We start from the raw sequence: 20,874 nt of genomic DNA, 5'->3' as shown, positions 1-20,874 counted from the left end.
AGCATTGCTTTTGTGTGCTGTCAAGGGTGGCGTGAGCTGCCATCAAACTTCATATCTGCGATTTTCAAGGTTCAATCGGAGCCTATTTTTTAGGCTTCGCTTTTTCATAACTTATTTGACACTACCTCAATCTGCCAGTCAATAGGTTCCACACCATTCTCCTCAAGAAACGCGTTGGTCTTGCTGAAAGGCCTGCTGCCAAAGAAACCTCTGTATGCAGACAGAGGGCTTGGGTGCGGCGCCTCCAGGACGAGATGCCGCGGGTTGTGGAGCATGGTCTTCTTACGCTGGGCCGGCGTCCCCCACAAGATGAACACAATGGGCCGGTCCTGCTCATCCAGCACTTTGATGGCCGCGTCCGTGAACTCCTCCCAGCCGATCCCTCTGTGGGAGTTGGCCTGGTGCGCCCGAACTGTCAGCACGGTATTGAGCATCAGCACACCCTGGCGGGCCCATTTCACCAGATAGCCGTGATCCGGTATGGAGCATCCCAGGTCATCGTGGAGCTCCTGATAAATATTGACAAGGGAGGGCGGGATAGCCACTCCCTTTTGAACCGAAAAACACAGGCCGTGGGCCTGCCCCACATTGTGGTAAGGGTCCTGTCCCAGTATCACCACCTTTACATCCTTCAAAGGTGTCAGGTGGAACGCATTGAAAATGTCATCCGACGGCGGGAAGACCAGATGGGTCGCATACTCCTTCTTCACGGTCTCGAACAATTGTCTGTAATAGGGCTTTTTAAACTCTCCCCGGAGAGCTTCCAGCCAGTCATTGGAAATCGCTGCCATGGTTTTATCTCCTTTTAATCTTTTGTAGCCGGATCACAGGCGCACGGGAATTCCCTCGCCCCGGAGGTATTCTTTCACTTCCCGTATCTCCAGCTCCTTATAGTGGAAAAGAGAAGCCGCCAGGGCCGCATCTGCGCCGCCCTCTGTCAGGGCCTCTTTAAAGTGCTCCAGTGTGCCGGCTCCCCCGGAAGCGATGACCGGGACAGACACGGCGTCCGCCACCGCTCTGGTAAGCTCCAGGTCATAGCCCGCCTTGGTACCGTCGCAGTCCATGCTGGTCAGGAGGATTTCCCCTGCCCCCAGCTTCTCCACTTTTGCCGCCCACTCCAGGGCGTCGATCCCCACGTCGATCCGGCCGCCGTTTTTATAGATATTCCAGCCCGTACCGTCGGGACGCCTCTTGGCGTCAATGGCCACCACCACGCACTGGCTGCCGAACTTGTCCGCCGCCGCGCAGATGAGCTCCGGCGTCTGTATGGCGGAGGAGTTGATGGAGATCTTGTCCGCCCCCTCCCGAAGGAGCGCCCGGAAATCCTCCACCGTGCGGATGCCTCCCCCAACCGTGAAGGGGATAAAGACGGTCTCCGCCACCTTGCGGACCATATCCACCACCGTAGCCCTGGCGTCGGAGGAAGCTGTGATATCCAGGAACACAAGCTCATCCGCACCGGCCTCGTCGTAGGCCTTTCCGATCTCGACCGGATCTCCCGCATCTTTGAGATCCACAAAATTCACGCCTTTCACTACCCTTCCGCCTTTCACATCCAGACAGGGAATGATCCGTTTTGTATGCATCTTCTATGTACCTCCGTCTATAGTTCTACAAAATTCTTCAGCATGAGAAGCCCTGTGGAGCTGCTCTTCTCCGGGTGGAACTGGCAGGCAAACACGTTGCCCTTCTCCACTGAGGCGTGGATCTTTGTCCCGTACCAGGTGACCGCCTTCACGATCTCCTCTTCTTCCGCCTCCAGATAGTAGGAGTGTACGAAATACACAAATGGTTCTTCCGGCACTCCTCTGAACAGGCGTCCGTTTCCCGACAGTTCCAGCGTATTCCATCCCATGTGGGGAATCTTCAGTCCTTCTCCTCCGGGGATCCTGCGGATCCTTCCCTTCAGTATGCCAAGTCCCTTCGCGCCGGGGCTCTCCTCACTCTCCTCAAAAAGAAGCTGCAGTCCCAGGCAGATGCCAAGGAAGGGGGTGCCTCTGTCCACCACCTGGCGGATCACACCCTCCAGGTCATACTGCCGGATCTTCTCCATGGCATCTCCAAAAGCCCCTACCCCCGGCAGGATCACCTTGTCCGCCGCCAGGATCCGCTCCTGGTCTCTTGTGATCTCCACTTCCTGGCCCAGGTAGTGCATCGCCTTCTCCACACTTTTTATATTTCCCGCATCATAATCAATAATCGCTATCATCTGTCTTCCCGGTTCCTTTCTGTATGTGTCACAGTCTGTACGCAGTTCCAGTCTACCATATTTTCTATTTCACATCCAGCTCAAACCAGAATTCCACGCCGTTATCGTAGTTGTTGACACCATATTCCTGATGGAAGGAGTCCATAATGGCCTTCACAATGGAAAGCCCGATGCCGTTGCCCCCGTACTCTCTGGTGTGGGCCTTGTCCACCTTGTAAAACTTCTCCCAGATGTGGGGCACATCCTCCTCCGGAATGGGGGTGCCTGTGTTGAACACAGTCACCTTCACCTTTTCCCCGGCGGGGATGATCTTCACATCCACTACCCGGTCTCCGTCCAGATGGTTAAACGCGTTGCTCACATAGTTTCTCACAACCTGCTCCGCCTTGAACTCATCCGCCCACACATAGACCGAATCTTTCTGCCGGAACTGGACCTTGGCCTCCTTCTGCTGGGCCATGATCTCCATGCTCTGGAGCACGCCACGGATCAGTTCCGTCAGGTCAAACCGCTGGAACTCCACATTTTCATCTCCGAATTCAAGCTGGTTCAGAGTCATGAGGTTTTTCACCATCTGGTTCATCTTGGAGGCCTCATCCATGATCACGTCACAGTAGAATTCCCTGCTCTCCGGATCGTCGCTGACTCCTTCCTTCAGCCCTTCTGCGTAGCCCTGAATGAGGGCGATAGGCGTCTTCAGCTCATGGGATACATTCCCCATGAAGTCGGTACGCATCTTCTCCATCTTTTCTTTCTGCTCAATATCCTGCTGCAGGCGGAAGTTGGCATTCTTCAGCTCTGAGATGGTGTTTTCCAGCTTCTGGGACATGATGTTAAAGTTCTCTCCCAGCACACCGATCTCGCCACCGCCGCCGCTGGTGTACTTGGCATTAAAATCCAGGTCAGCCATCCTGGCAGACAGGACAGCCAGCTCCCGCAGAGGCTCCGTGAGCCGTCTGGAAAAGTACCAGACAAACAGGATTCCCCCTGCGATCACAGCGATACCAACGATCAGAAGGAAGCGGAAAAACAGTCCCATGGTCTCCTGGATACTCTCCAGAGGACTGCGGATAAAGATATTGTAGGAATTCCCCACTGTTCCCCAGAGGGCGAGATAGTCCACCTGCTGGGTATTATCCCGGAACTCCACCACCTGGTAATTGTCATTTCTCTCCATCACCCGGCTGTCGATCTTATTGAACAGGACGCCGCCCAGCTGCACCAGCAGCATCTGGCTGTCGTGGAGATTGGAAAAACCATTCTCATTGGAAAAATTCCACACGATATAGTAGAAATTGTAGCGTTCTGCCGTGCGGTTGATCTGGCTGACCTCGTCCTCTGTCAGTTCTTCTCCTTCCGCCAGGCTTTCTATCTCCTTGTATAGTTCTTTAAAATTTTCTTCCTTTTCCCTGACATAGTAGGGCTCCAGGCCGGCGCCAACCAGTACAAGGAGAATCACCAGCATACAGACGATCAGTCCCACAAATATGGCGATCATCTGCCTGCGTATTGAATGCTTCATCTATGCCACCTCAAATTTATAACCCATGCCCCAGACTGTCTTGATGTAATTTCCCTTGTCTCCCAGCTTGCTCCGCAGTTTCTTCACATGAGTGTCTATCGTCCTGGCATCGCCGAAATAGTCATAGTTCCACACATTGTTCAGGATCTTTTCCCTGGAGAGGGCTACGCCCTTATTTTCCATAAAGTAGGTGAGAAGCTCAAACTCTTTGTAACTGAGTTCTACCACTTCCCCGTCCAGCTTCACAATGTGGGCTGTCTTGTCCAGCTCAATGCCGCCTGCTTCCAGCGTCTCCTGCGCCTCCCCGTCCCGGGTACGCCTCAGGATCGCCTCCACCCTTGCCACCAGGATCTTGGGGCTGAAGGGCTTAGATATATATTCGTCCACTCCCAGGCTGAAGCCCTGGAGCTCATCCCGCTCTTCTCCCCTGGCTGTCAGCATGATAATGGGCACTTTTGAAGACTGGCGCACTTCTCTGCACACCTGCCATCCGTCCATCTTCGGCATCATGACATCCAGGATCATAAGCGCGATGTCTTTATTCTCATAAAAAATATCCATGGCCTCCATGCCGTCCCCGGCCTCCAGCACCAGAAATCCCTCTCTCTCCAGGAAATCCCGGACCAGTTTGCGCATGCGGCTCTCGTCATCGACCACCAGTATTTTCAGCTTTTCCATCAAAATTACCTCCTGCCGCTTCCATTTTACACTATTATAGCAGTATTCTATGTTCCTTTTGTGAAATTTTTTCAGAAATATGGTATAATGGGTAATCAGCAAGATCTAATGAGGAGGAGGACAACCATGAACTGTCCCAGATGTGGAAACGAATTAAGGATCAGCAGGAAAGACCCCAGATTTGGTCTCTGTGACACCTGCAGAAAAAAATACCGCCTGCCGGAGCAGAAGGCTCCACAGGCACAGGAGGAAGAGGAGGAACACTATCCCAAGTACGCCAATATCCCGCCCAAGGCTGTGCGCGAGAAGCGTGAGACAGAGATGCGCCGGGCCTACGATGAACTTCTGGCCATCGGCAAGGAAGAGCGCGAGGGAAAGAAAGGGCTGTTCGGCCGCAGAAAAAAATCCAAATAAAATCTTTTCTATTTTTTTGGAACATGCTATAATGATTTGTGCTGTTCAGCGCTTTTAAGACGGGCAGCATGTTTCTGGAGACGTACCGAAGTGGCCGTAACGGGGCTGACTCGAAATCAGTTTATCGGTTTTATCGCCGGTACGAGGGTTCGAATCCCTCCGTCTCCGTCAGAAAATCCAGTCCTCAAGCGGTTTTCCGTTTGAGGGCTTTTTTTATTCCTACACTCCATAAGTAAAAAGTATATTGACACAGTGTCAGAACGGTGCTATATTAAGGGTACTGACGCAGTGTCAGAATAAAAAGCAGGAACTGCTTCTGATATGCCCTTAACAACAGCAAAGTCTTTTGCGGAATCCGGCGCATCGATCGTGCTGGCTGATGTAAATGGCAAAGCAATACGGATCAAAGAATAGGAGGTTTTGATTATGTTGGGTAATTTTTCATTCTGCACCCCCACGAAACTGTACTTTGGCGATGAGTCCCTGAACGATTTGAATAGAGAGCTTCCCAAGTACGGGAAAAATGTCGTCCTGATCTACGGCGGAGGCTCAATCAAGAAAAATGGTATCTACGATGAAGTGATCCAAATTCTGAGTGAGAACGGGAAAAATGTGGCGGAGATTTCCGGCGTCATGCCGAATCCGACCGTAGATAAACTTTATGAAGGCGTTGAGATCGCGAGGAAGCATCAAGCTGATCTGCTTCTGGCAGTGGGCGGCGGCTCTGTCTGCGACTATGCAAAAGCGGTATCCGTTTCCGTAAATTGTGAGGAAGACCCGTGGGAGAAATACTATCTGCGCTTTGAGGAGCCTTCCTGCAAGACACTTCCGGTAGGTTGTGTCCTGACCATGGTCGGAACTGGATCTGAGATGAATGCCGGAGCAGTGATCACCAATCCACACACACATCAGAAGATCGGTCATGTATTTGCGGACGAAAAGATTATGCCCAGGTTTGCCATCTTAAATCCGAAATATACGCTGACTCTGCCCCATTACCAGATGGTATCTGGGATCTACGATATTTTTAATCACATTTGTGAACAGTATTTCTCCGGTGAGGATGACAATACCAGCGACTATATCAGTGAAGGCCTGATGCGTTCGGTCATTCATGCCAGCCGGATCGCAAATAAAGATTCGCAGGATTATGAGGCAAGGAGCAATCTGATGTGGGCAGCGACCTGGGCACTGAACACCCTGGTTTCCCGTGGAAAATCCACAGACTGGATGGTACACATGATCGGGCAGTCGGTGGGAGCATATACCAACGCTACCCATGGCATGACACTGGCAGCTGTCTCTCTCCCCTACTACCGTTACATCTTTCCTTACGGCGTACAAAAGTTTAAAAAGTTTGCCATCAATGTATGGGATGTAAATCCGGAAGGCAAAACTGATGAGCAGATTGCCGCGGAGGGTCTGAATGCCATGGAGGCATGGATGAAGGAACTGGGGCTGGTGATGAACATTTCTGACCTGGGAGCCACAGAGGATATGCTGGAAGGCATAGCCGACGGCACGATCATCCTGCCCGGCGGATATAAAGTTCTGGAACATGATGAAATTGTTAAGATTTTGAAGGAGAGTTTGTGATGAAAAAAATATTAGTTGCATATTTTTCCGCCAGCGGCGTTACCGCCCGCACAGCTAATGAGATGGCAAAGGCGTTAAAAGCTGATTTATATGAAATTTGTCCAGCGGAAGCCTATACAGACGCAGATCTGAATTGGATGGATAAAAATAGCCGCAGCACTTTGGAAATGAATGATTCGTCCTGCCGCCCTGCCATCGCACAGCCGGTAAAGGATATGGAACAATATGATACCATTCTGATCGGCTTCCCCATCTGGTGGTATGTGGAGCCCCGCATCGTAGATACATTCCTTGAAAGCTATGACTTTTCCGGCAAGACGTTGATCCCATTTGCCACCTCCGGTGGAAGCGGAATTGGGAAGGCCGAAAAGAGCCTGAAGGAACATTGCCCCAATGCAGTGTGGAAAAAGGGTCAGCTTTTGAACGGAACAGGAGTGGCAGAGTGGGCAAAACGAATGATTGAAGCATGAGTTTCCTAAATCCGGCAAAACGGTTTCTTCCGGTACCTGCTTTTCATGTGGTAACAGCGGTTTTTCTTTGACGCAGTGTCAGAAAAAGACTATAATACAATACAGAATTTGCCGTTCTCCGCAGTTAAAAATGGAACGGCTGATGAGGAAGGAAGGAATCGTTATGCCAAGGGGCTCAGAAGAATTAACAAATGCAAGAAAAGAAGAAATCATAGGCGCCTGTGCTTCCCTTTATGAAACAACGGGATTTAAGGATATTACAATCCGGGATATAGGCGAAAAAACCTCGTTTACACGCACCTCAATCTATAACTATTTTCAAACAAAAGAAGAAATCTTTCTGGCACTTCTGGAACGGGAACACAGATTGTGGATAGCAGATCTGGAGGAAATCACCAGGGTAAATCGTTCTTTATCTGTCGATGCATTTGCAGACGCATTAGCCCGTACTCTTGAAAAGAGAGGATGTATGCTGAAGCTGATGTGCATGAACCTGTATGATATGGAATGCAACAGCCGGATTGAAAACCTGGTATCTTTTAAAAAGGAATACGCAAATGCGTTAAGAACCATCAGCTGTTGTCTGGAAAAGTTTTTTCCCGATATGACAGTAAATAATATTCAGGAGTTCCTCTATGCTTTTTTTCCGTTTCTATTTGGGATTTACCCCTATACTTCACATACGGAAAAACAGCTGGAAGCGATGCGGCTGGCCCATGTGGATTACACCCACTGCTCGATTTATGAGCTGACCAGGTCCTTTGCCGCAAAGATGCTGGCCCCTTTTGGAAGATAACAACCGATCTACTTTAAAAATGCGGACAGCTGAACATTTGAGGCTTTGGAAGTCACCAACGCAAGTTGAAAATGGGAACGGTTTTCCGTTTGAGGGCTTTTTTATTGTTGTTGTTTCAATGAATAATTTCTCGGACAATGCCTGCAAAAATATCAAAAAAAGAAAATGCCTGTAAAAACAGGCATTTTCCTTTACTCCAAAAATGGACCTGGCGGGAATCGAACCCGCGTCCGAAAGCCTTTCCATCAGAGCATCTCCCATCACAGTCATTAGTTTGACATTCCCTCTGCCGGCCGCCTAATGACAGGCTTCCGGTTTCAGTAGCTTCATAAAGTCTTCCATCCCCTCAAAGCTTTGAGGACGAAGTGCTCCGCCTTGTTGAAGCCGGGATCTTAAGCAGCGGATGACCTAAGGCCGACTGCCGCCAAAATTAGGCAGCGTACGCTAATTCTCTATTGTCTGCGTTTATATTTAATTGGAACTTTTAACGTAGTGTCCCGCTACGGATGGCTTCTCCAACTTCCAAACCCCCGTCGAAACCAGTACAAGCCCCTGTGTCTGTCAGGCGGCACACGCTTCTGCCCGCCCTGCGCTGTCTGGTCCGCAGACGTTCTTGTTGCTGTCTAATTTATTATAGTGACCGCCGCCCCGCCTGTCAAGGCTTTCCCCTAAGAAGCGCGCCTCTAAAGGAGGCGAAGGGCCTCCTCCATGGCATCCGCCGCCCTCTCCAGCGTCTCCATGGAGGCCGCACAGGTGATACGCAGATGACCGGGCGCCAGGAAGGCGCTGCCGGGGACCACCGCCACCCGGGCCTTTTCCAGGAGATACTCCGCCAGGGCCAGATCATCCTCTATCTTCTTTCCATTATATTCCCGGCCCATATAATCTGTCACATCCGGCAGCAGATAAAAGGCTCCCTCGCTCTTCCGGCAGCAGATCCCTTCTATGCTGTTCAGCCGCTCATGGAGGAACGCGCAGCGCCTCTCGTACTCTGCCGCCATGTCCCTGACACAGTCCTGGCTGCCCCGAAGAGCCGCTGTCCCGGCCTTCTGGGAAATGGAATTGACAGAGGAGATCATCTGGCTCTGGACCACATTGATCGCCTTCACAACTTCCCTCTCCGCAGCCAGATAGCCAAGTCTCCACCCTGTCATGGCGTAGGTCTTGGAAAAGCTGTTGATCAGCACAGTCCTCCTCCTGGCATCCTCGGACAGGGAACTGACGCTCACATGCTCCCGCCCTCCGTACACCATGCACTCATAGACCTCATCCGATATGATGTAAAACGCATATTTCTCTGCAAGGGCCGCCAGGCCCTCCAGGCTCTCGCGGCTGTACACCGCCCCGGTTGGATTATTGGGTGTGTTGATGATCACTGCCTTTGTCTTATCCGTCACTGCCTGCTCGATGTTCTCCAGGTCAAGGCTGAAATCCCCGGCCTCTCTCACGGTTACCGGCACGCCGCCTGCCATCCGCACCATCTCTGTGTAGCTGACCCAGCAGGGACAGGGAATGATCACCTCATCTCCAGGGTCGCAGAGGGCAAGGAGAGCCGCATAGATACACTGCTTGGCGCCCGGTCCCACGGTGATCTCATCTGTCCCGTACTGCACATGATTCTCCGCCGCCAGCTTATCAGCTATGGCCTCTCTTAACTCCAGCGTGCCCATGACCGGCGTATACTTTGTAAATCCTTCTTCCATGGCCAGCCTGGCAGCCTGGCAGATATGCGCCGGCGTATCAAAATCGGGCTCACCCACATTGAGCCCGATGACAGGGATCCCCTCCCTCTTCATTACAGTTATGCGCGTTGTCAGCTCCACCGTACTGGACGGCTCTACTTCCTGTATCCTCTTAGAAATCATATGTTCTTCCTCTCTTTTTCCATATGATCTATTATACATCCGCTTTATCGCTTTATCAAGATAAATTATTCAATCACACCTGGATGCATACTAGAGTATTTTGAAAGCCCCCGCAACGGGCAGCTCCCTTTTCACACCCCGGCAGGCATCCACAATGCCCACGATCATAAGGATGAAGCACACAAGGCTCAGGATGCCGCCTGCCATCTCAAGAGGCCAGACGGAGAAGAGCGAAAAGCCCAGAAAGCTGTCTCCGGACAGTATGTCTGCCAGAAGGCTCCCGATCCATATCACAAGTCCCTGATTGATGTGGTGCCTCAGATACTCTGAGTTTTTATTTCCTGCAAGGAGAGGCACCAGGACTAGGATTCCTATGTAAGACAGAACCGCCATCACTTTGTTCGCCTTCACATCCTCCGGGTGAAAAGCCCCCTCCCTCGTCTGGTCATAAGGCCCCTGCTGATCGTACTGTCCCTGACCCAGAGGGATCTCGCCCCCGCAGTATGGGCAGTACCGTATCCCGTCATCTACCTTTGCTCCGCACTTCACACAATATGCCATCTTATTTTCCTCCTATGTGCACCGGCTTTTTCTCGTCCTCCAATCCCAGGATCTCCGCAAGGACCTCAATGATGATCTCATTGGTGCAGGACTTGATGTAGCCCATCATGTGAAGGGATATCTCATCCTGCCGCTGCGCTTCTGTCAGCTCTGTCTTCGCGTTCGTCTCCTGGATGAGCTGGATGAGCTGAGGCGTCAGCTCCTCATACGTCTCGATCGTCGTCTGGGAGACCAGTTTCCTAAGTTCCTCTTTACTCACAGGTACCATATCGTTTCCTCCTATATCCTATCCGAAGTTTCGCACCTTAAATTCCCGTTCTGCCTCTCTCTTCTGGTCCTTCTTGGCAATATCCTGCCTCTTGTCGTAGAGTTTCTTACCCCTGGCAAGACCGATCTCCACTTTCACAAGGCTGCCTTTAAAATAAACCTTTAGAGGCACAATGGCAATCCCCTTCTCCTTCATCTTCCCTGTCATCTTGTTGATCTCCGACTTGTGGAGAAGGAGCTTGCGCACCCGCAGCGGATCTTTGTTGAAAATATTCCCCTTCTCATAGGGGCTGATGTGCATGCCGTATATCCAGACTTCCCCGTTCTCAATGCGGATAAATGACTCCTTGATGCTGCATTTTCCCATGCGCAGGGACTTGACTTCCGTCCCCGCCAGAGAAATGCCGGCCTCATAGGTATCCAGTATAAAATAATCGTGATATGCCTTTTTATTGTTGGCAATCATCTTCCCGTCTGTCTTCTTTTTCGCCATCTTCCGGCTCTCCTTCCTTCACGATCTCAAAATCTATCGTCCTTTGCAGACAGTCCGCCCCGGTCACCTTCACCCGGATCTCCTGGCCCAGCTTGTAGACCCGGCCCGTGTGGCTGCCCACCATCTCATATCGATCCTCATAATATTCATAGTGGTCATCACTCATGGCTGTCACGTGGACCAGACCCTCCACTGTGTTGGGCAGCTCCACGTACATGCCCCATTTGGTGATACTGGAGACTACCCCGTCGAAGACCTGTCCAATGTGCTGCGACATGTACTCCGCCTTTTTCAGCTTCACGGTCTCCCGCTCCGCCTCCTCTGCCCGGCGCTCTGTCTGGCTGGTCTGCTTTGCCACCTCAGGCAGGATCTTTTCGTAGTGCTCCATCTTCTTCCCGTTCAGCCGTCCCCGCAGGTCATCCTTGATGATCCGGTGTATCTGGAGATCCGGATACCGCCTGATGGGGGATGTAAAATGGGCATAATACTTGGCGGCCAGGCCAAAATGCCCGGTATTTTCCGGCGTGTACTTTGCCTGCTTCATGGAGCGCAGGGCCAGCCGGCTGATAAGAGCCTCCTGGGGCGTGCCCTCGATCTTGCCCATGAGTTTCTGTATTTCCATAGGCGGCACTTTCTGGCTGCCGATGTGCATGGTGTAGCCAAAATTGTTGATAAAGGCCGCCAGAGTCTTCATCTTATCTTCATCCGGCGCCTCGTGAGTCCTGTAGAGAAAAGGCACTTCCCTCCAGAAATACTCCTCCGCCACGGTCTCATTTGCCAGCAGCATAAAATCCTCGATCAGCCGTGTGGCCGCATTTCTCTCGTAGGGCCTGATCTCCACCGGCCGGCCTTTCTCGTCCAGGATCAACTTGGCCTCCGGAAAATCAAAATCAATGGAGCCTCTCCTGTGTCTTCTGTCCCTGAGTATGCCGGAGAGCTCAGCCATCTGCGCGAGCATGGGCACTACGTCCTGATATTTTTCTATCGCCTCCGGGTCCTCCCCTTTAAGTATCCTGCTGACTCCTGTGTAGCTCATCCGTTGATCTACCCGGATCACGGTCTCCGCGATCTCGTGGTCTGTCACATCGCCGTTCTCATCGATGGTCATGATGCAGCTTAAGGCCAGACGGTCCTCCCCCGCATTCAGGGAGCAGATCCCGTTGGACAGGCGGTGGGGCAGCATGGGGATCACCCGGTCTGCCAGGTACACGCTCGTCCCTCTCTTTAAGGCCTCCCGGTCCAGGGCGCTCCCCTCCTGCACGTAGTTGGCCACATCCGCGATGTGGACGCCCAGCACGTACCTGTCTCCCTCCTTTGTCAGGGAGACAGCGTCGTCCAGATCCTTGGCGTCCTCCCCGTCTATGGTGACCATCTGCCAGTCTCTTATATCTTTCCGGCCCGCCATATCCGCTTCGCTGATATGGTCCGGAACCCGGCCTGCCTGATTCAGAACTTTTTCCGGGAACTCACAGGGCAGATCGCTCCCCCGCACAATGGACATAATGTCCACTCCGGGGTCATTGACATGCCCCAGGATCTCCGTGATCTTTCCCTCCGGCTTCCTTCCCGGTCCACCGTAGGAAGTCAGTTCCACAACCACCTTATGTCCGTCCACGGCTCCTCCGTCTCTCCCCTCCGGAATAAACACATCTTCCAGAAAACGCCGGTTGTCCGGGATGACAAAGCCGTAGTTCTTCTTCTTTGTCTTTTCGTAGAGACCTACCAGGGTGGTCATCCCCCTGGACAGGATCTTTACGACACGTCCCTCCTGCCGCTGCCTGTGGCCGTCTCTTCTGTGGCTTCCGTCCCGTGTCAGCGCCACTTCCACCGTGTCGCCGTGGAATGCGCCGCCCGTGTCATCTTCGCCGATGAAGATATCCTCCTCCCGGCCTTCCACAGTGACGAATCCAAATCCTCTGGGATGAGCCTGGTACACGCCGGTGAGTGTCTGCGCCTCTCCTTTGCAGTATTTTCCCTTTTTGCTGACGTAGATCTTACCCTCATCCACCAGACTGTCCAGCACTTCTTTAAGCTCCCCTCTCTGCTCTTTCGACACCTGGAGCAGTGCTGCCATCTCCTTTTGTTTCATGGGTATATAGAAATCATCACAGATAAATTCATAGATGATCTTCTTTCTCTTCTCAAATGTCCCGTCCATCTCATCACTTCCCTTCTGTCGTAAGTGTGCCCCCGCACAGGGCTTTTATTCTGCGCAGGAGGCCGCTGCCTTTCCCGCAGAATAAAAAAAGAACACTCCCGTCTATGCAAACAAGAGTGTTCCGCTTTTGTACGTTTCCCGTTTTACGCAAATACCTGCATGTTCAGGACTGCTGCCAGAACAATAAAAAGAATGGCAAGGAACTTGGTAGACTTCACAAGCGCCCCTTCCATGGAACGTCCTTTATTCTGGCCCCAGTATGTGTCGGCCATGCCTCCGATCGTTCCCAGTCCTGCCTGCTTGCCCTCCTGCATCAGAATAATGATTGTGAGTGCAATACAGTCTATAGCAAATATGATCATTAAAACCACTTTTAAAATTTCCACCGTTAACACCTCCTGCGGATAAACCACATTTATTCTAGCACAAGGCGCTCCGTATGGCAAGGGATTTTTTTACATCTGTAAAGGTCCTGCCCCGCTCCCCGCCATCTCATCCAGCAGTTCCATATACTGGCCTGCAAAGAGGCTGTTCTTCCTCCATATGAACGTAAAGTCGTGATACCGCGGAAAACCTTCCAGGCTGACCTGAACCAGGGAGCCTCTCTCCAGCTCCCCTCGCACCGCCGCCTCGTAGAGAAAGGCGATCCCGCCTCCGCCTTCCGCCATCATTTTGATGGCCCCCATGTTGCTGATCTCCACCACGTTGGCGAAATCTCCGATTCCCCAGCCTTCCTCCGAGAGGGCTCTCTCCAGTACTTCCCTTGTGCCGGAGCCCGGCTCCCTGGTGATCAGTGTGTTGGAGAAAAGATCCTGAAAACTCCGGGGCTTCTCTTGGGGCTGCAGAAATCCGGGCGCACAGACTCCCAGGTACTGTTCCCGACGGAAAGTCCGGAAATCATAGTCCCTCTTCTCAAAAAATCCCTCCACCAGGGCAAAATCTATCTCCCCTCGGTCCAGCTTTCCCAGAAGCTCTTCCGTATTGGCAATGGAAAGACGTATCCTGGTCGCCGGATGCCTGCGGATGTAGGATGCCAGGTATCTCCCGATCACGTACTCTCCGATGGTCATAGTGACGCCGAAGATCAGCTGTCTTTCCCCCGTCTTCTCCTCGTCAAACATCCGCCGCAGCGCTATGTCATCGTGCTTCATGGTGGTCACAGCCCCCAAAAGCCGGCGCCCCTCCCCGGTGAGGCTGATCTTCTTGCCCTGAAAGGAAAAGAGCTGGATCCCGTATTCTTTTTCAATGAAATGGATATGCTGGGTGACAGCCGGCTGGGTGATGTGCAGCTCCCGGGCTGCCTTTGTAAAATTCATATGCCTGCACACCGCTAAAAACGTATCCATCCTGAAATCAAGCATAAGCTCCCTCCTTCTTCCCATTCCACAGCAATTTAATAAATTTATTTTATCATATCATAATTTATTATAATTTTACATTATTATTTCTCCGTGCTAGATTTATTGGCAGGCACATAAACAAAAAGACATCCAAAAAGAAAAGAGGTTTATCATGGAATTTTTCAGCAAAAATACAAAAGGGCTCCTGCTCTGTCTCGTCATCGCGGTTCCTTCCTGGTTCGCAGGGCTCGCCTTCCCCGTCATCGGCGGTCCGGTCATCGCCATCATCCTGGGCATGATCGTCACACTTTTTATCAAGGACAAATCCGCCTTCCAGGACGGCATAAACTACTGCTCCAAGAAAATCCTGCAGTATGCGGTCATCCTCCTGGGCTTTGGCCTGAACCTGTCGGTGATCCTGGAGACCGGGCGCCAGTCCCTCCCCATCATCATCTGCACCATCACCACTTCCCTTGTCATTGCCTTTGTCCTGAGCAAGGTAATGCACATCCCGGGAAAGATCTCCACCCTTGTAGGTGTAGGTTCCTCCATCTGCGGGGGATCGGCCATCGCAGCCACCGCCCCGGTCATTGACGCGGACGATGAGGAAGTGGCCCAGGCCATCTCCGTGATCTTCTTCTTCAATGTACTGGCAGCTGTCCTCTTCCCCCACTTCGGAAATCTGCTGGGCTTTTCCCAGACAAGCGGGGAGGCCTTCGGCATCTTCGCCGGCACGGCCATCAACGACACCTCCTCCGTGACAGCGGCAGCTTCCACCTGGGACACCATGTTCGGCCTGGGGAGCGCCACCCTGGACAAGGCAGTGACCGTAAAGCTGACCCGAACCCTGGCCATTATCCCCATCACCCTGGTGCTGGCATTTTACCGCGCAAAAAAGGAAAAATCTTCCGCAGGCAGCTCGGTCAGCCTGAAGAAGATCTTCCCCTTCTTTATCATTTATTTTGTCATTGCATCCGTCATCACCACCGCGGCCACAAGCCTGGCCGGTGTGCCGGCAGACTTCTTCTCACCGCTCAAAGAGATGAGTAAGTTCTTTATCGTCCTGGCCATGGCAGCCATCGGCCTGAGCACCAACATTGTCAAGCTGGTCAAAACCGGCGGAAAACCTATCCTCCTGGGGCTGTGCTGCTGGATCGGCATCACTGCCGTCAGCCTTGTGCTGCAGCACATACTGGGCATCTGGTAGGTCAGACGCCGTACCTGGCGGCCATCCCCAGCCTCTCCTCAATGCGCAGGAGCTGGTTGTACTTGGCGGTCCGCTCTGCCCGGCAGGGCGCCCCTGTCTTGATCTGGCCGGCATTGAAGGCAACTGCGATATCCGCGATCATGGCGTCTTCCGTCTCCCCGGAGCGGTGGGATATGATGGTCCTGTAGCCTGCGCTGCGGGCCGTCTCTATGGCATCAAAGGCCTCTGTGAGGGTTCCGATCTGGTTGACCTTGATGAGAATGGCGTTTGCCACATCACGGTCAATACCCTTGCGGAGCCTTTTTGTATTTGTCACAAAAAGGTCATCCCCCACCAGCTGCATATCCCGCTCCAGCCGGGCAGTCAAAAGCTCCCAACCGTCCCAGTCTTCCTCGTCCAGGGGATCCTCGATGGACACCACCGGATAGTCGCTGGCCAGCTCTTCATAGTAGTCGATCAGCTCTTCCACAGACCGGGTTACCTTGTAGCCGTGCTTGCGGCTCTCACCGTCAAACACATACTTCTTCAGTTTTCTGTCATACAGCTCCGAGGCGGCCACGTCCAGGGCGATGCGCACATCCTCCCCGGGGATATAGCCTGCCAGCTGGACGGCCTCTGTTATAAAGCCAAGGACCTCCCCGGCATCTTTCATATCCGGAGCAAATCCGCCCTCGTCCCCCACCGCTGTACTGTATCCGTGTTTGTTCAGCAGCCCTTTCAGATGCTGGTACACTTCCGCGCACATGCGCAGCCCCTCCTTAAAGCAGCAGGCGCCGCAGGGCATGATCATAAATTCCTGTATATCTATCGTGTTGTCCGCATGCCGTCCCCCGTTTATGATGTTCATCATAGGGACAGGCAGAGTTCTGGCGTGAACTCCTCCAAGGTAGGCGTACAGCGGCTGCCCTAAGGCCTGCGCGGCGGCTCTGGCGGCCGCCATGGACACCCCCAGCATGGCGTTGGCTCCCAGATTTCTTTTATTTTCTGTGCCATCCAGACGGGTGAGCAGCTGATCGATCTGGATCTGCTCCAATACATTTTTCCCTACCAGCTCCGGGGCGATCCTGGCGTTCACATTGTCTGCCGCCTGCTCTACGCCTTTTCCCCCGTAGCGCTCCTCCTGATCCCGCAGTTCCACTGCCTCATACTGTCCGGTAGAGGCCCCCGACGGGACGCTGGCCCTGCCCACATATTTCCCGTCTGCAAGGACTTCCACCTCTATCGTTGGATTTCCTCTGGAGTCGAGGATTTCTCTCGCGTACACGTCTGTGATCGGTAAATACTGATACAACATCCTGCTCCTCCTTCTTGTCTTCATCTTAAAATGCATTCAGCCGAAATTTAGTATATCCGTTTTCACAGACGAAAATGCGCCGCACAAAATGTGCGGCGCATCTTTTCTCATACGTATCTTTTCTTTTCGTGTTTTTCTCTTTCGGAGATCATGCCTCCACAGCCAGGTTTTCCGCATGCATCACATCCACAACCTGGTCCACATACTTCTCGCAGAGCTCATCTGTCTCTGCCTCCACCATGACGCGGATCACCGGCTCTGTACCGCTCTCGCGCACAAGAATCCGGCCGTCGTCTCCGAGAGCCTTCGTCACTTCCTCCACAGCTTTTACTACAGCCGGGTTCTCACGGGCTGTCTTCTTGTCAGTTACGCGGACATTCTTGAGAAGCTGAGGATAGATCTTAACCTCCTCTGTCAGCTTGGCAAGACTCATCTTCTTCTCCAGCATGACTTCCATAACCATAAGAGAAGTAAGAATGCCATCTCCGGTTGTGGCATGTTTGCTGAAAATGATATGTCCTGACTGCTCTCCGCCCAGAGAGAAGTTGTTCTTTACCATATTTTCGTATACGTATTTGTCTCCCACAGCCGTCTTCTCATACTTCAGTCCCGCCTTGTCGCAGGCCTTGTAAAGACCCAGATTGGACATAATGGTGGTGACAATAGTATCCCCGTTGAGCCGGCCGTTTTCTTTCATGTATTTCCCGCAGATGTAAAGGATCAGATCCCCGTTCACCTCGTTGCCGTTCTCATCCACAGCAATGCAGCGGTCCGCATCGCCGTCAAAGGCAAAGGCCACATCCAGGCCATTGTCCTTCACATATTTTTTCAGCACATCTATATGGGTGGAACCGCAGTTCAGATTGATATTCAGACCATTTGGCTCATTGTTGATCACATAGGTCTTGGCGCCCAGCGCATCATACACGCTCTTGGCGATCATAAACGCACTTCCGTTGGAACAGTCCAGTCCTACCTTGATCCCCTCAAAAGACCGGGTGGCAAGAGAAATAAGATAGCCTACATAGCGGTTTCTTCCGGCCACGTAGTCTGTCGTGCGGCCGATCTGGTCTCTCTTTGCCAGGGGCAGTTCTCCTATCTCCCCGTCGATGTACGCCTCGATCTTCTCCTCTACTTCAGCCTCCAGCTTATGTCCTTTCCCGTTGATCACCTTGATCCCATTGTCGTAAAACGGGTTGTGGCTGGCGGAGATCATAATCCCGCAGTCAAAATTCTCTGTCCTTGTCACGTAGGACACACTGGGAGTAGTGGTCACATGGAGAAGGAATGCGTCCGCACCTGAAGCAGTCAGTCCTGCTGCCAGCGCATACTCAAACATGTAGCTGCTGCGCCTTGTGTCTTTTCCAATGACAACTCTGGCCTTGTGATCCTGGCCATAGTACCATCCCAGGAAACGCCCCACCTTGAAGGCATGCTCCACAGTCAGGACTTCGTTGGCTTCTCCGCGGAAACCGTCTGTTCCAAAATATTTTCCCATTTGAATTATCTCCTTATCACAGCTAAAATTTTGGCCGATTGTCCGTTTTTTTTGCACAATCGGCCATTCCCTCGTATATTATACTGCGTTTTCTTCAAATATACAACTATTTTCTAGTGATGGAACAGGCGGATACCTGTGAAAGCCATCACCATGTCGTGGCTGTTGCACGCCTCGATGACATTGTCATCCCGGACAGATCCGCCCGGCTGAGCCACATACTTCACGCCGCTCTTGTAAGCCCTCTCAATGTTGTCGCCAAATGGGAAGAAAGCGTCGGAGCCGAGAGCCACGTCTGTCATCTTGTCAAGCCACTCCCGTTTCTCCTCCCTTGTGAACACTTCCGGCTTCACCTTGAAGGTCTGCTGCCACTTTCCTTCTTCCAGCACGTCCATGTACTCGTCGCCGATGTACAGGTCGATGGCATTGTCCCTGTCGGCCCGGCCGATCTTATCCAGGAACTGCAGGTTCATAACCTTCGGGGACTGGCGCAGCCACCAGTTGTCCGCCTTCTGTCCGGCCAGCCTTGTACAGTGGATGCGGGACTGCTGTCCTGCCCCGATGCCGATGGCCTGTCCGTCTTTCACGTAGCAGACGGAGTTGGACTGGGTGTATTTCAGCGTGATCATGGCAATGGCAAGGTCGATCTTCGCCTCTTTTGTCATCTCCTTGTTCTCTGTCACAATGTTGTCGAAGAAGTCATCCCCAATGTGGAGCTCATTTCTGCCCTGCTCAAAGGTGACGCCGTACACTTCCTTGTGCTCCAGGGCCGCCGGCACGTAGTCCGGATCGATCTGGATCACATTGTAGTTGCCTTTTTTCTTCTGCTTTAAGATCTCCAGCGCCTCGGGCTCGTATCCCGGGGCAATGACGCCGTCAGACACTTCCCGCTTGATCAGACGGGCTGTATCCACGTCGCAGACATCGGAGAGGGAGATAAAATCTCCGAAAGAGGACATTCTGTCCGCGCCTCTGGCTCTGGCGTAGGCACAGGCAAGGGGAGAGAGTTCTCCCAAGTCATCCACCCAGTAGATCTTTGCCAGGGTGTCTGAGAGAGGCAGTCCCACAGCCGCACCTGCCGGTGAAACGTGCTTGAAGGATGTTGCCGCCGGAAGGCCGGTAGCCTCCTTTAACTCCTTCACAAGCTGCCAGCCGTTAAAGGCGTCAAGGAAATTAATATATCCCGGCTTCCCGTTCAGCACGGTGATGGGAAGCTCGCTTCCGTCCGCCATGTATATTCTGGACGGCTTCTGGTTTGGGTTACATCCGTATTTCAGTTCCAGTTCCTTCATTTCTTATCCCTCCGCATATCGTATTTATTTATTCTTGTTGATGATCACTGACTCATATTTCCCTGTGGCAATGTCAATGTAACGCACGAACAGGGATACTTTGTTGTCCTCATTGAGGCTGCTCCACAGCGTATCTGCGAAGGCGTTCATATCGTCCGGGATGGCGATGCGCTTGGGCTCTCCCTCAAAGCTCGGAAGGGGATTGCCGTCGTGCATGTATGTGTGGATGAAATGTCCCTCTCCGGGCACTGCGTTCTCGTAGGCAAATGTATAGCGGCAGCAGCTTCCCGGATCACCGTTTCTGCTCTTCAGGATGGACATGGCGTAGTTGAATTTTCCGCCTTCCACATGCATGATACCGGAAATACGGGGCGTATAGTTGGGAGCGTCGGGCTCAAACTCCCGGCTTCTCAGGGCCTGCTCAAAGGTCATCTGCCTGTCCATTCCCTCGTAGATGGTATCTGTCTGGTCTCCGTTTGTAACAATGGTCTTGTTTCCCAGGACCCGCACAGGAGCGTAGATAATAAGGCTTGGATCTGTCAGCTTTGACTCGTCAAAGGCCTGGGTACGGATCCCCTCTCCGTCCTCCACAAAGACACGGTTTCGACTGTTCTCACTTCTCCCCATGATGAAGTATGCCGTGACAGCCTTTGCGCCGTCGGCGCTTCTACCGATGATGATGCCTCTTCCCGGATAAGAATTTTCCTGTAATTCTTTTTCAATTGACAACATTTCCATGAATCATTCTCCTCTTTATCTGGTATTTGCTGTTTTCCAACTTTCTCCATTATATAAGATATACGAATATTTTTCCAGCATTAATCAGTATTAATTATAATTGATTGCTCCGGACAACAAATTCTATAAAACAGAACAGGGAACAGCCTTCTGCTGCTCCCTCATGTTCTTTCTTATGCTATTACGTACCGGCTGATCGCCTTTACCACATCGTCACAATTGTCATCGGAATAAATACACAGCTCCAGAACATTTTCCAGTCCGAGAGCCAGTATTCCAAGCAGTGATTTTGCGTCAACAATTTTTCTGCTGCTCTTCTTCAGATCCATGTTGTATTCATATTTTGAAACAACATTCGTAAAATCCATCACTTCCTGAGGTGTTCTGAATTGTACTTTTACCTGATTCATACATCTTCTCCTTTCCAAAAATTTTCTTAAAACTATATATTCTTTTTTGTCTGCCTTTGTTCTGGG

22 protein-coding genes, 1 tRNA gene and 1 other RNA gene are annotated in these 20,874 nt (G+C 52.1%); 6 read left to right on the top strand and 18 right to left on the bottom strand.

All coding sequences use genetic code 11. The features are described from left to right. Positions 1-104: 104 nt before the first annotated feature. From INF30_RS13960 to INF30_RS13940, 5 genes are all read right to left on the bottom strand, one after another. Entirely contained in the window at positions 105-791 is a 687-nt protein-coding gene (locus tag INF30_RS13960) for a uracil-DNA glycosylase (protein ID WP_226395644.1), read from the bottom strand. Between the two features lie 33 nt (positions 792-824). Further along, positions 825-1,586 (bottom strand): imidazole glycerol phosphate synthase subunit HisF, encoded by a 762-nt coding sequence (gene hisF, locus INF30_RS13955; RefSeq protein ID WP_033126833.1) that lies wholly within the window; start codon positions 1,584-1,586, stop codon positions 825-827. A 17-nt stretch (positions 1,587-1,603) separates the two neighbouring features. After that, a complete protein-coding gene (gene hisH / locus INF30_RS13950; protein WP_076779091.1) occupies positions 1,604-2,209 on the bottom strand; it encodes an imidazole glycerol phosphate synthase subunit HisH in 606 nt (201 codons plus the stop codon). A 64-nt stretch (positions 2,210-2,273) separates the two neighbouring features. Then, positions 2,274-3,731, bottom strand: coding sequence for a sensor histidine kinase (locus tag INF30_RS13945; protein ID WP_226395643.1), 1,458 nt, complete (start codon positions 3,729-3,731; stop codon positions 2,274-2,276). Continuing rightward, entirely contained in the window at positions 3,732-4,409 is a 678-nt protein-coding gene (locus tag INF30_RS13940; RefSeq protein WP_033126830.1) for a response regulator transcription factor, read from the bottom strand. Positions 4,410-4,535: 126 nt separating this feature from the next. On the opposite strand from INF30_RS13940, the gene INF30_RS13935 reads away from it, so the two are divergent. From INF30_RS13935 to INF30_RS13915, 5 genes are all read left to right on the top strand, one after another. Next, a complete protein-coding gene (locus INF30_RS13935) occupies positions 4,536-4,823 on the top strand; it encodes a hypothetical protein (RefSeq protein WP_052084149.1) in 288 nt (95 codons plus the stop codon). 76 nt (positions 4,824-4,899) lie between these two features. Further along, positions 4,900-4,991 (top strand) — tRNA-Ser (locus INF30_RS13930). 258 nt (positions 4,992-5,249) lie between these two features. Then, entirely contained in the window at positions 5,250-6,419 is a 1,170-nt protein-coding gene (locus INF30_RS13925; RefSeq protein WP_226395642.1) for an iron-containing alcohol dehydrogenase, read from the top strand. Next, positions 6,419-6,889, top strand: coding sequence for a flavodoxin (locus tag INF30_RS13920; protein WP_226395645.1), 471 nt, complete (start codon positions 6,419-6,421; stop codon positions 6,887-6,889). The genes INF30_RS13925 and INF30_RS13920 overlap by 1 nt, the downstream gene beginning before the upstream one ends. 142 nt (positions 6,890-7,031) lie before the next feature. Further along, entirely contained in the window at positions 7,032-7,685 is a 654-nt protein-coding gene (locus tag INF30_RS13915) for a TetR family transcriptional regulator (protein WP_226395641.1), read from the top strand. Between the two features lie 200 nt (positions 7,686-7,885). On the opposite strand, the gene ssrA is transcribed toward INF30_RS13915, so the two are convergent. The 8 genes from ssrA to INF30_RS13875 form a co-directional block, all read right to left on the bottom strand. Beyond that, positions 7,886-8,237, bottom strand: a transfer-messenger RNA (tmRNA) gene (gene ssrA / locus INF30_RS13910). A gap of 131 nt (positions 8,238-8,368) precedes the next feature. Then, positions 8,369-9,550, bottom strand: a complete 1,182-nt coding sequence (locus INF30_RS13905) for a pyridoxal phosphate-dependent aminotransferase (protein WP_226395640.1) — start codon at positions 9,548-9,550, stop codon at positions 8,369-8,371. A gap of 90 nt (positions 9,551-9,640) precedes the next feature. Further along, positions 9,641-10,111 (bottom strand): zinc ribbon domain-containing protein, encoded by a 471-nt coding sequence (locus tag INF30_RS13900; RefSeq protein ID WP_226395639.1) that lies wholly within the window; start codon positions 10,109-10,111, stop codon positions 9,641-9,643. Between the two features lies 1 nt (position 10,112). Next, the gene (locus INF30_RS13895) at positions 10,113-10,379 is read right to left on the bottom strand and encodes a hypothetical protein (protein WP_033125166.1); all 267 of its coding nucleotides are present in this window, start codon (positions 10,377-10,379) and stop codon (positions 10,113-10,115) included. An 18-nt stretch (positions 10,380-10,397) separates the two neighbouring features. Next, positions 10,398-10,871: an SsrA-binding protein SmpB gene (gene smpB / locus INF30_RS13890; protein WP_033125167.1), complete on the bottom strand. Its 474-nt coding sequence runs from the start codon at positions 10,869-10,871 to the stop codon at positions 10,398-10,400. Continuing rightward, positions 10,828-13,029: a ribonuclease R gene (rnr, locus tag INF30_RS13885; protein ID WP_226395638.1), complete on the bottom strand. Its 2,202-nt coding sequence runs from the start codon at positions 13,027-13,029 to the stop codon at positions 10,828-10,830. Before rnr ends, smpB begins: the two co-directional genes overlap by 44 nt. A 143-nt stretch (positions 13,030-13,172) precedes the next feature. Then, entirely contained in the window at positions 13,173-13,415 is a 243-nt protein-coding gene (secG, locus tag INF30_RS13880) for a preprotein translocase subunit SecG (protein ID WP_033125169.1), read from the bottom strand. Positions 13,416-13,484: 69 nt separating this feature from the next. Further along, the gene (locus INF30_RS13875; protein ID WP_226395637.1) at positions 13,485-14,390 is read right to left on the bottom strand and encodes a LysR substrate-binding domain-containing protein; all 906 of its coding nucleotides are present in this window, start codon (positions 14,388-14,390) and stop codon (positions 13,485-13,487) included. A 151-nt stretch (positions 14,391-14,541) separates the two neighbouring features. On the opposite strand from INF30_RS13875, the gene INF30_RS13870 reads away from it, so the two are divergent. After that, the gene (locus INF30_RS13870) at positions 14,542-15,576 is read left to right on the top strand and encodes a YeiH family protein (RefSeq protein ID WP_226395636.1); all 1,035 of its coding nucleotides are present in this window, start codon (positions 14,542-14,544) and stop codon (positions 15,574-15,576) included. Position 15,577: 1 nt separating this feature from the next. Here the strand turns inward: INF30_RS13870 and eno are convergent, their stop codons facing one another. From eno to INF30_RS13845, 5 genes are all read right to left on the bottom strand, one after another. Beyond that, a complete protein-coding gene (eno, locus tag INF30_RS13865; RefSeq protein ID WP_081957983.1) occupies positions 15,578-16,867 on the bottom strand; it encodes a phosphopyruvate hydratase in 1,290 nt (429 codons plus the stop codon). 151 nt (positions 16,868-17,018) lie between these two features. Beyond that, on the bottom strand, positions 17,019-18,368 hold the full coding sequence (gene glmM, locus INF30_RS13860; RefSeq protein ID WP_033125173.1) for a phosphoglucosamine mutase: 1,350 nt from the start codon (positions 18,366-18,368) through the stop codon (positions 17,019-17,021). 113 nt (positions 18,369-18,481) lie between these two features. Continuing rightward, complete coding sequence (locus tag INF30_RS13855; protein WP_033125174.1) at positions 18,482-19,660, bottom strand: phosphoribosylaminoimidazolecarboxamide formyltransferase; 1,179 nt, start codon at positions 19,658-19,660, stop codon at positions 18,482-18,484. 24 nt (positions 19,661-19,684) lie between these two features. Then, entirely contained in the window at positions 19,685-20,398 is a 714-nt protein-coding gene (locus INF30_RS13850; protein WP_226395635.1) for an IMP cyclohydrolase, read from the bottom strand. Between the two features lie 173 nt (positions 20,399-20,571). Next, positions 20,572-20,808: an HPr family phosphocarrier protein gene (locus INF30_RS13845; RefSeq protein WP_033125176.1), complete on the bottom strand. Its 237-nt coding sequence runs from the start codon at positions 20,806-20,808 to the stop codon at positions 20,572-20,574. Positions 20,809-20,874 lie beyond the last annotated feature (66 nt).

It is taken from the genome of Claveliimonas monacensis, assembly GCF_014982975.1.
GTDB lineage: Bacteria > Bacillota > Clostridia > Lachnospirales > Lachnospiraceae > Claveliimonas > Claveliimonas monacensis.
The sequence above is the reverse complement of the archived record's forward strand: the minus strand, read 5'-3'. Positions and strand labels throughout refer to the sequence as shown.

Coding starts and splice junctions, on each gene's coding strand:
- INF30_RS13960 (WP_226395644.1), bottom strand. CDS start 791: ATGGCAGCGATTTCCAATGACTGGCTGGAAGCTCTCCGGGGAGAGTTT.
- hisF (WP_033126833.1), bottom strand. CDS start 1,586: ATGCATACAAAACGGATCATTCCCTGTCTGGATGTGAAAGGCGGAAGG.
- hisH (WP_076779091.1), bottom strand. CDS start 2,209: ATGATAGCGATTATTGATTATGATGCGGGAAATATAAAAAGTGTGGAG.
- INF30_RS13945 (WP_226395643.1), bottom strand. CDS start 3,731: ATGAAGCATTCAATACGCAGGCAGATGATCGCCATATTTGTGGGACTG.
- INF30_RS13940 (WP_033126830.1), bottom strand. CDS start 4,409: ATGGAAAAGCTGAAAATACTGGTGGTCGATGACGAGAGCCGCATGCGC.
- INF30_RS13935 (WP_052084149.1), top strand. CDS start 4,536: ATGAACTGTCCCAGATGTGGAAACGAATTAAGGATCAGCAGGAAAGAC.
- INF30_RS13925 (WP_226395642.1), top strand. CDS start 5,250: ATGTTGGGTAATTTTTCATTCTGCACCCCCACGAAACTGTACTTTGGC.
- INF30_RS13920 (WP_226395645.1), top strand. CDS start 6,419: ATGAAAAAAATATTAGTTGCATATTTTTCCGCCAGCGGCGTTACCGCC.
- INF30_RS13915 (WP_226395641.1), top strand. CDS start 7,032: ATGAGGAAGGAAGGAATCGTTATGCCAAGGGGCTCAGAAGAATTAACA.
- INF30_RS13905 (WP_226395640.1), bottom strand. CDS start 9,550: ATGATTTCTAAGAGGATACAGGAAGTAGAGCCGTCCAGTACGGTGGAG.
- INF30_RS13900 (WP_226395639.1), bottom strand. CDS start 10,111: ATGGCATATTGTGTGAAGTGCGGAGCAAAGGTAGATGACGGGATACGG.
- INF30_RS13895 (WP_033125166.1), bottom strand. CDS start 10,379: ATGGTACCTGTGAGTAAAGAGGAACTTAGGAAACTGGTCTCCCAGACG.
- smpB (WP_033125167.1), bottom strand. CDS start 10,871: ATGGCGAAAAAGAAGACAGACGGGAAGATGATTGCCAACAATAAAAAG.
- rnr (WP_226395638.1), bottom strand. CDS start 13,029: ATGGACGGGACATTTGAGAAGAGAAAGAAGATCATCTATGAATTTATC.
- INF30_RS13875 (WP_226395637.1), bottom strand. CDS start 14,390: ATGCTTGATTTCAGGATGGATACGTTTTTAGCGGTGTGCAGGCATATG.
- INF30_RS13870 (WP_226395636.1), top strand. CDS start 14,542: ATGGAATTTTTCAGCAAAAATACAAAAGGGCTCCTGCTCTGTCTCGTC.
- glmM (WP_033125173.1), bottom strand. CDS start 18,368: ATGGGAAAATATTTTGGAACAGACGGTTTCCGCGGAGAAGCCAACGAA.
- INF30_RS13855 (WP_033125174.1), bottom strand. CDS start 19,660: ATGAAGGAACTGGAACTGAAATACGGATGTAACCCAAACCAGAAGCCG.
- INF30_RS13850 (WP_226395635.1), bottom strand. CDS start 20,398: ATGGAAATGTTGTCAATTGAAAAAGAATTACAGGAAAATTCTTATCCG.
- INF30_RS13845 (WP_033125176.1), bottom strand. CDS start 20,808: ATGAATCAGGTAAAAGTACAATTCAGAACACCTCAGGAAGTGATGGAT.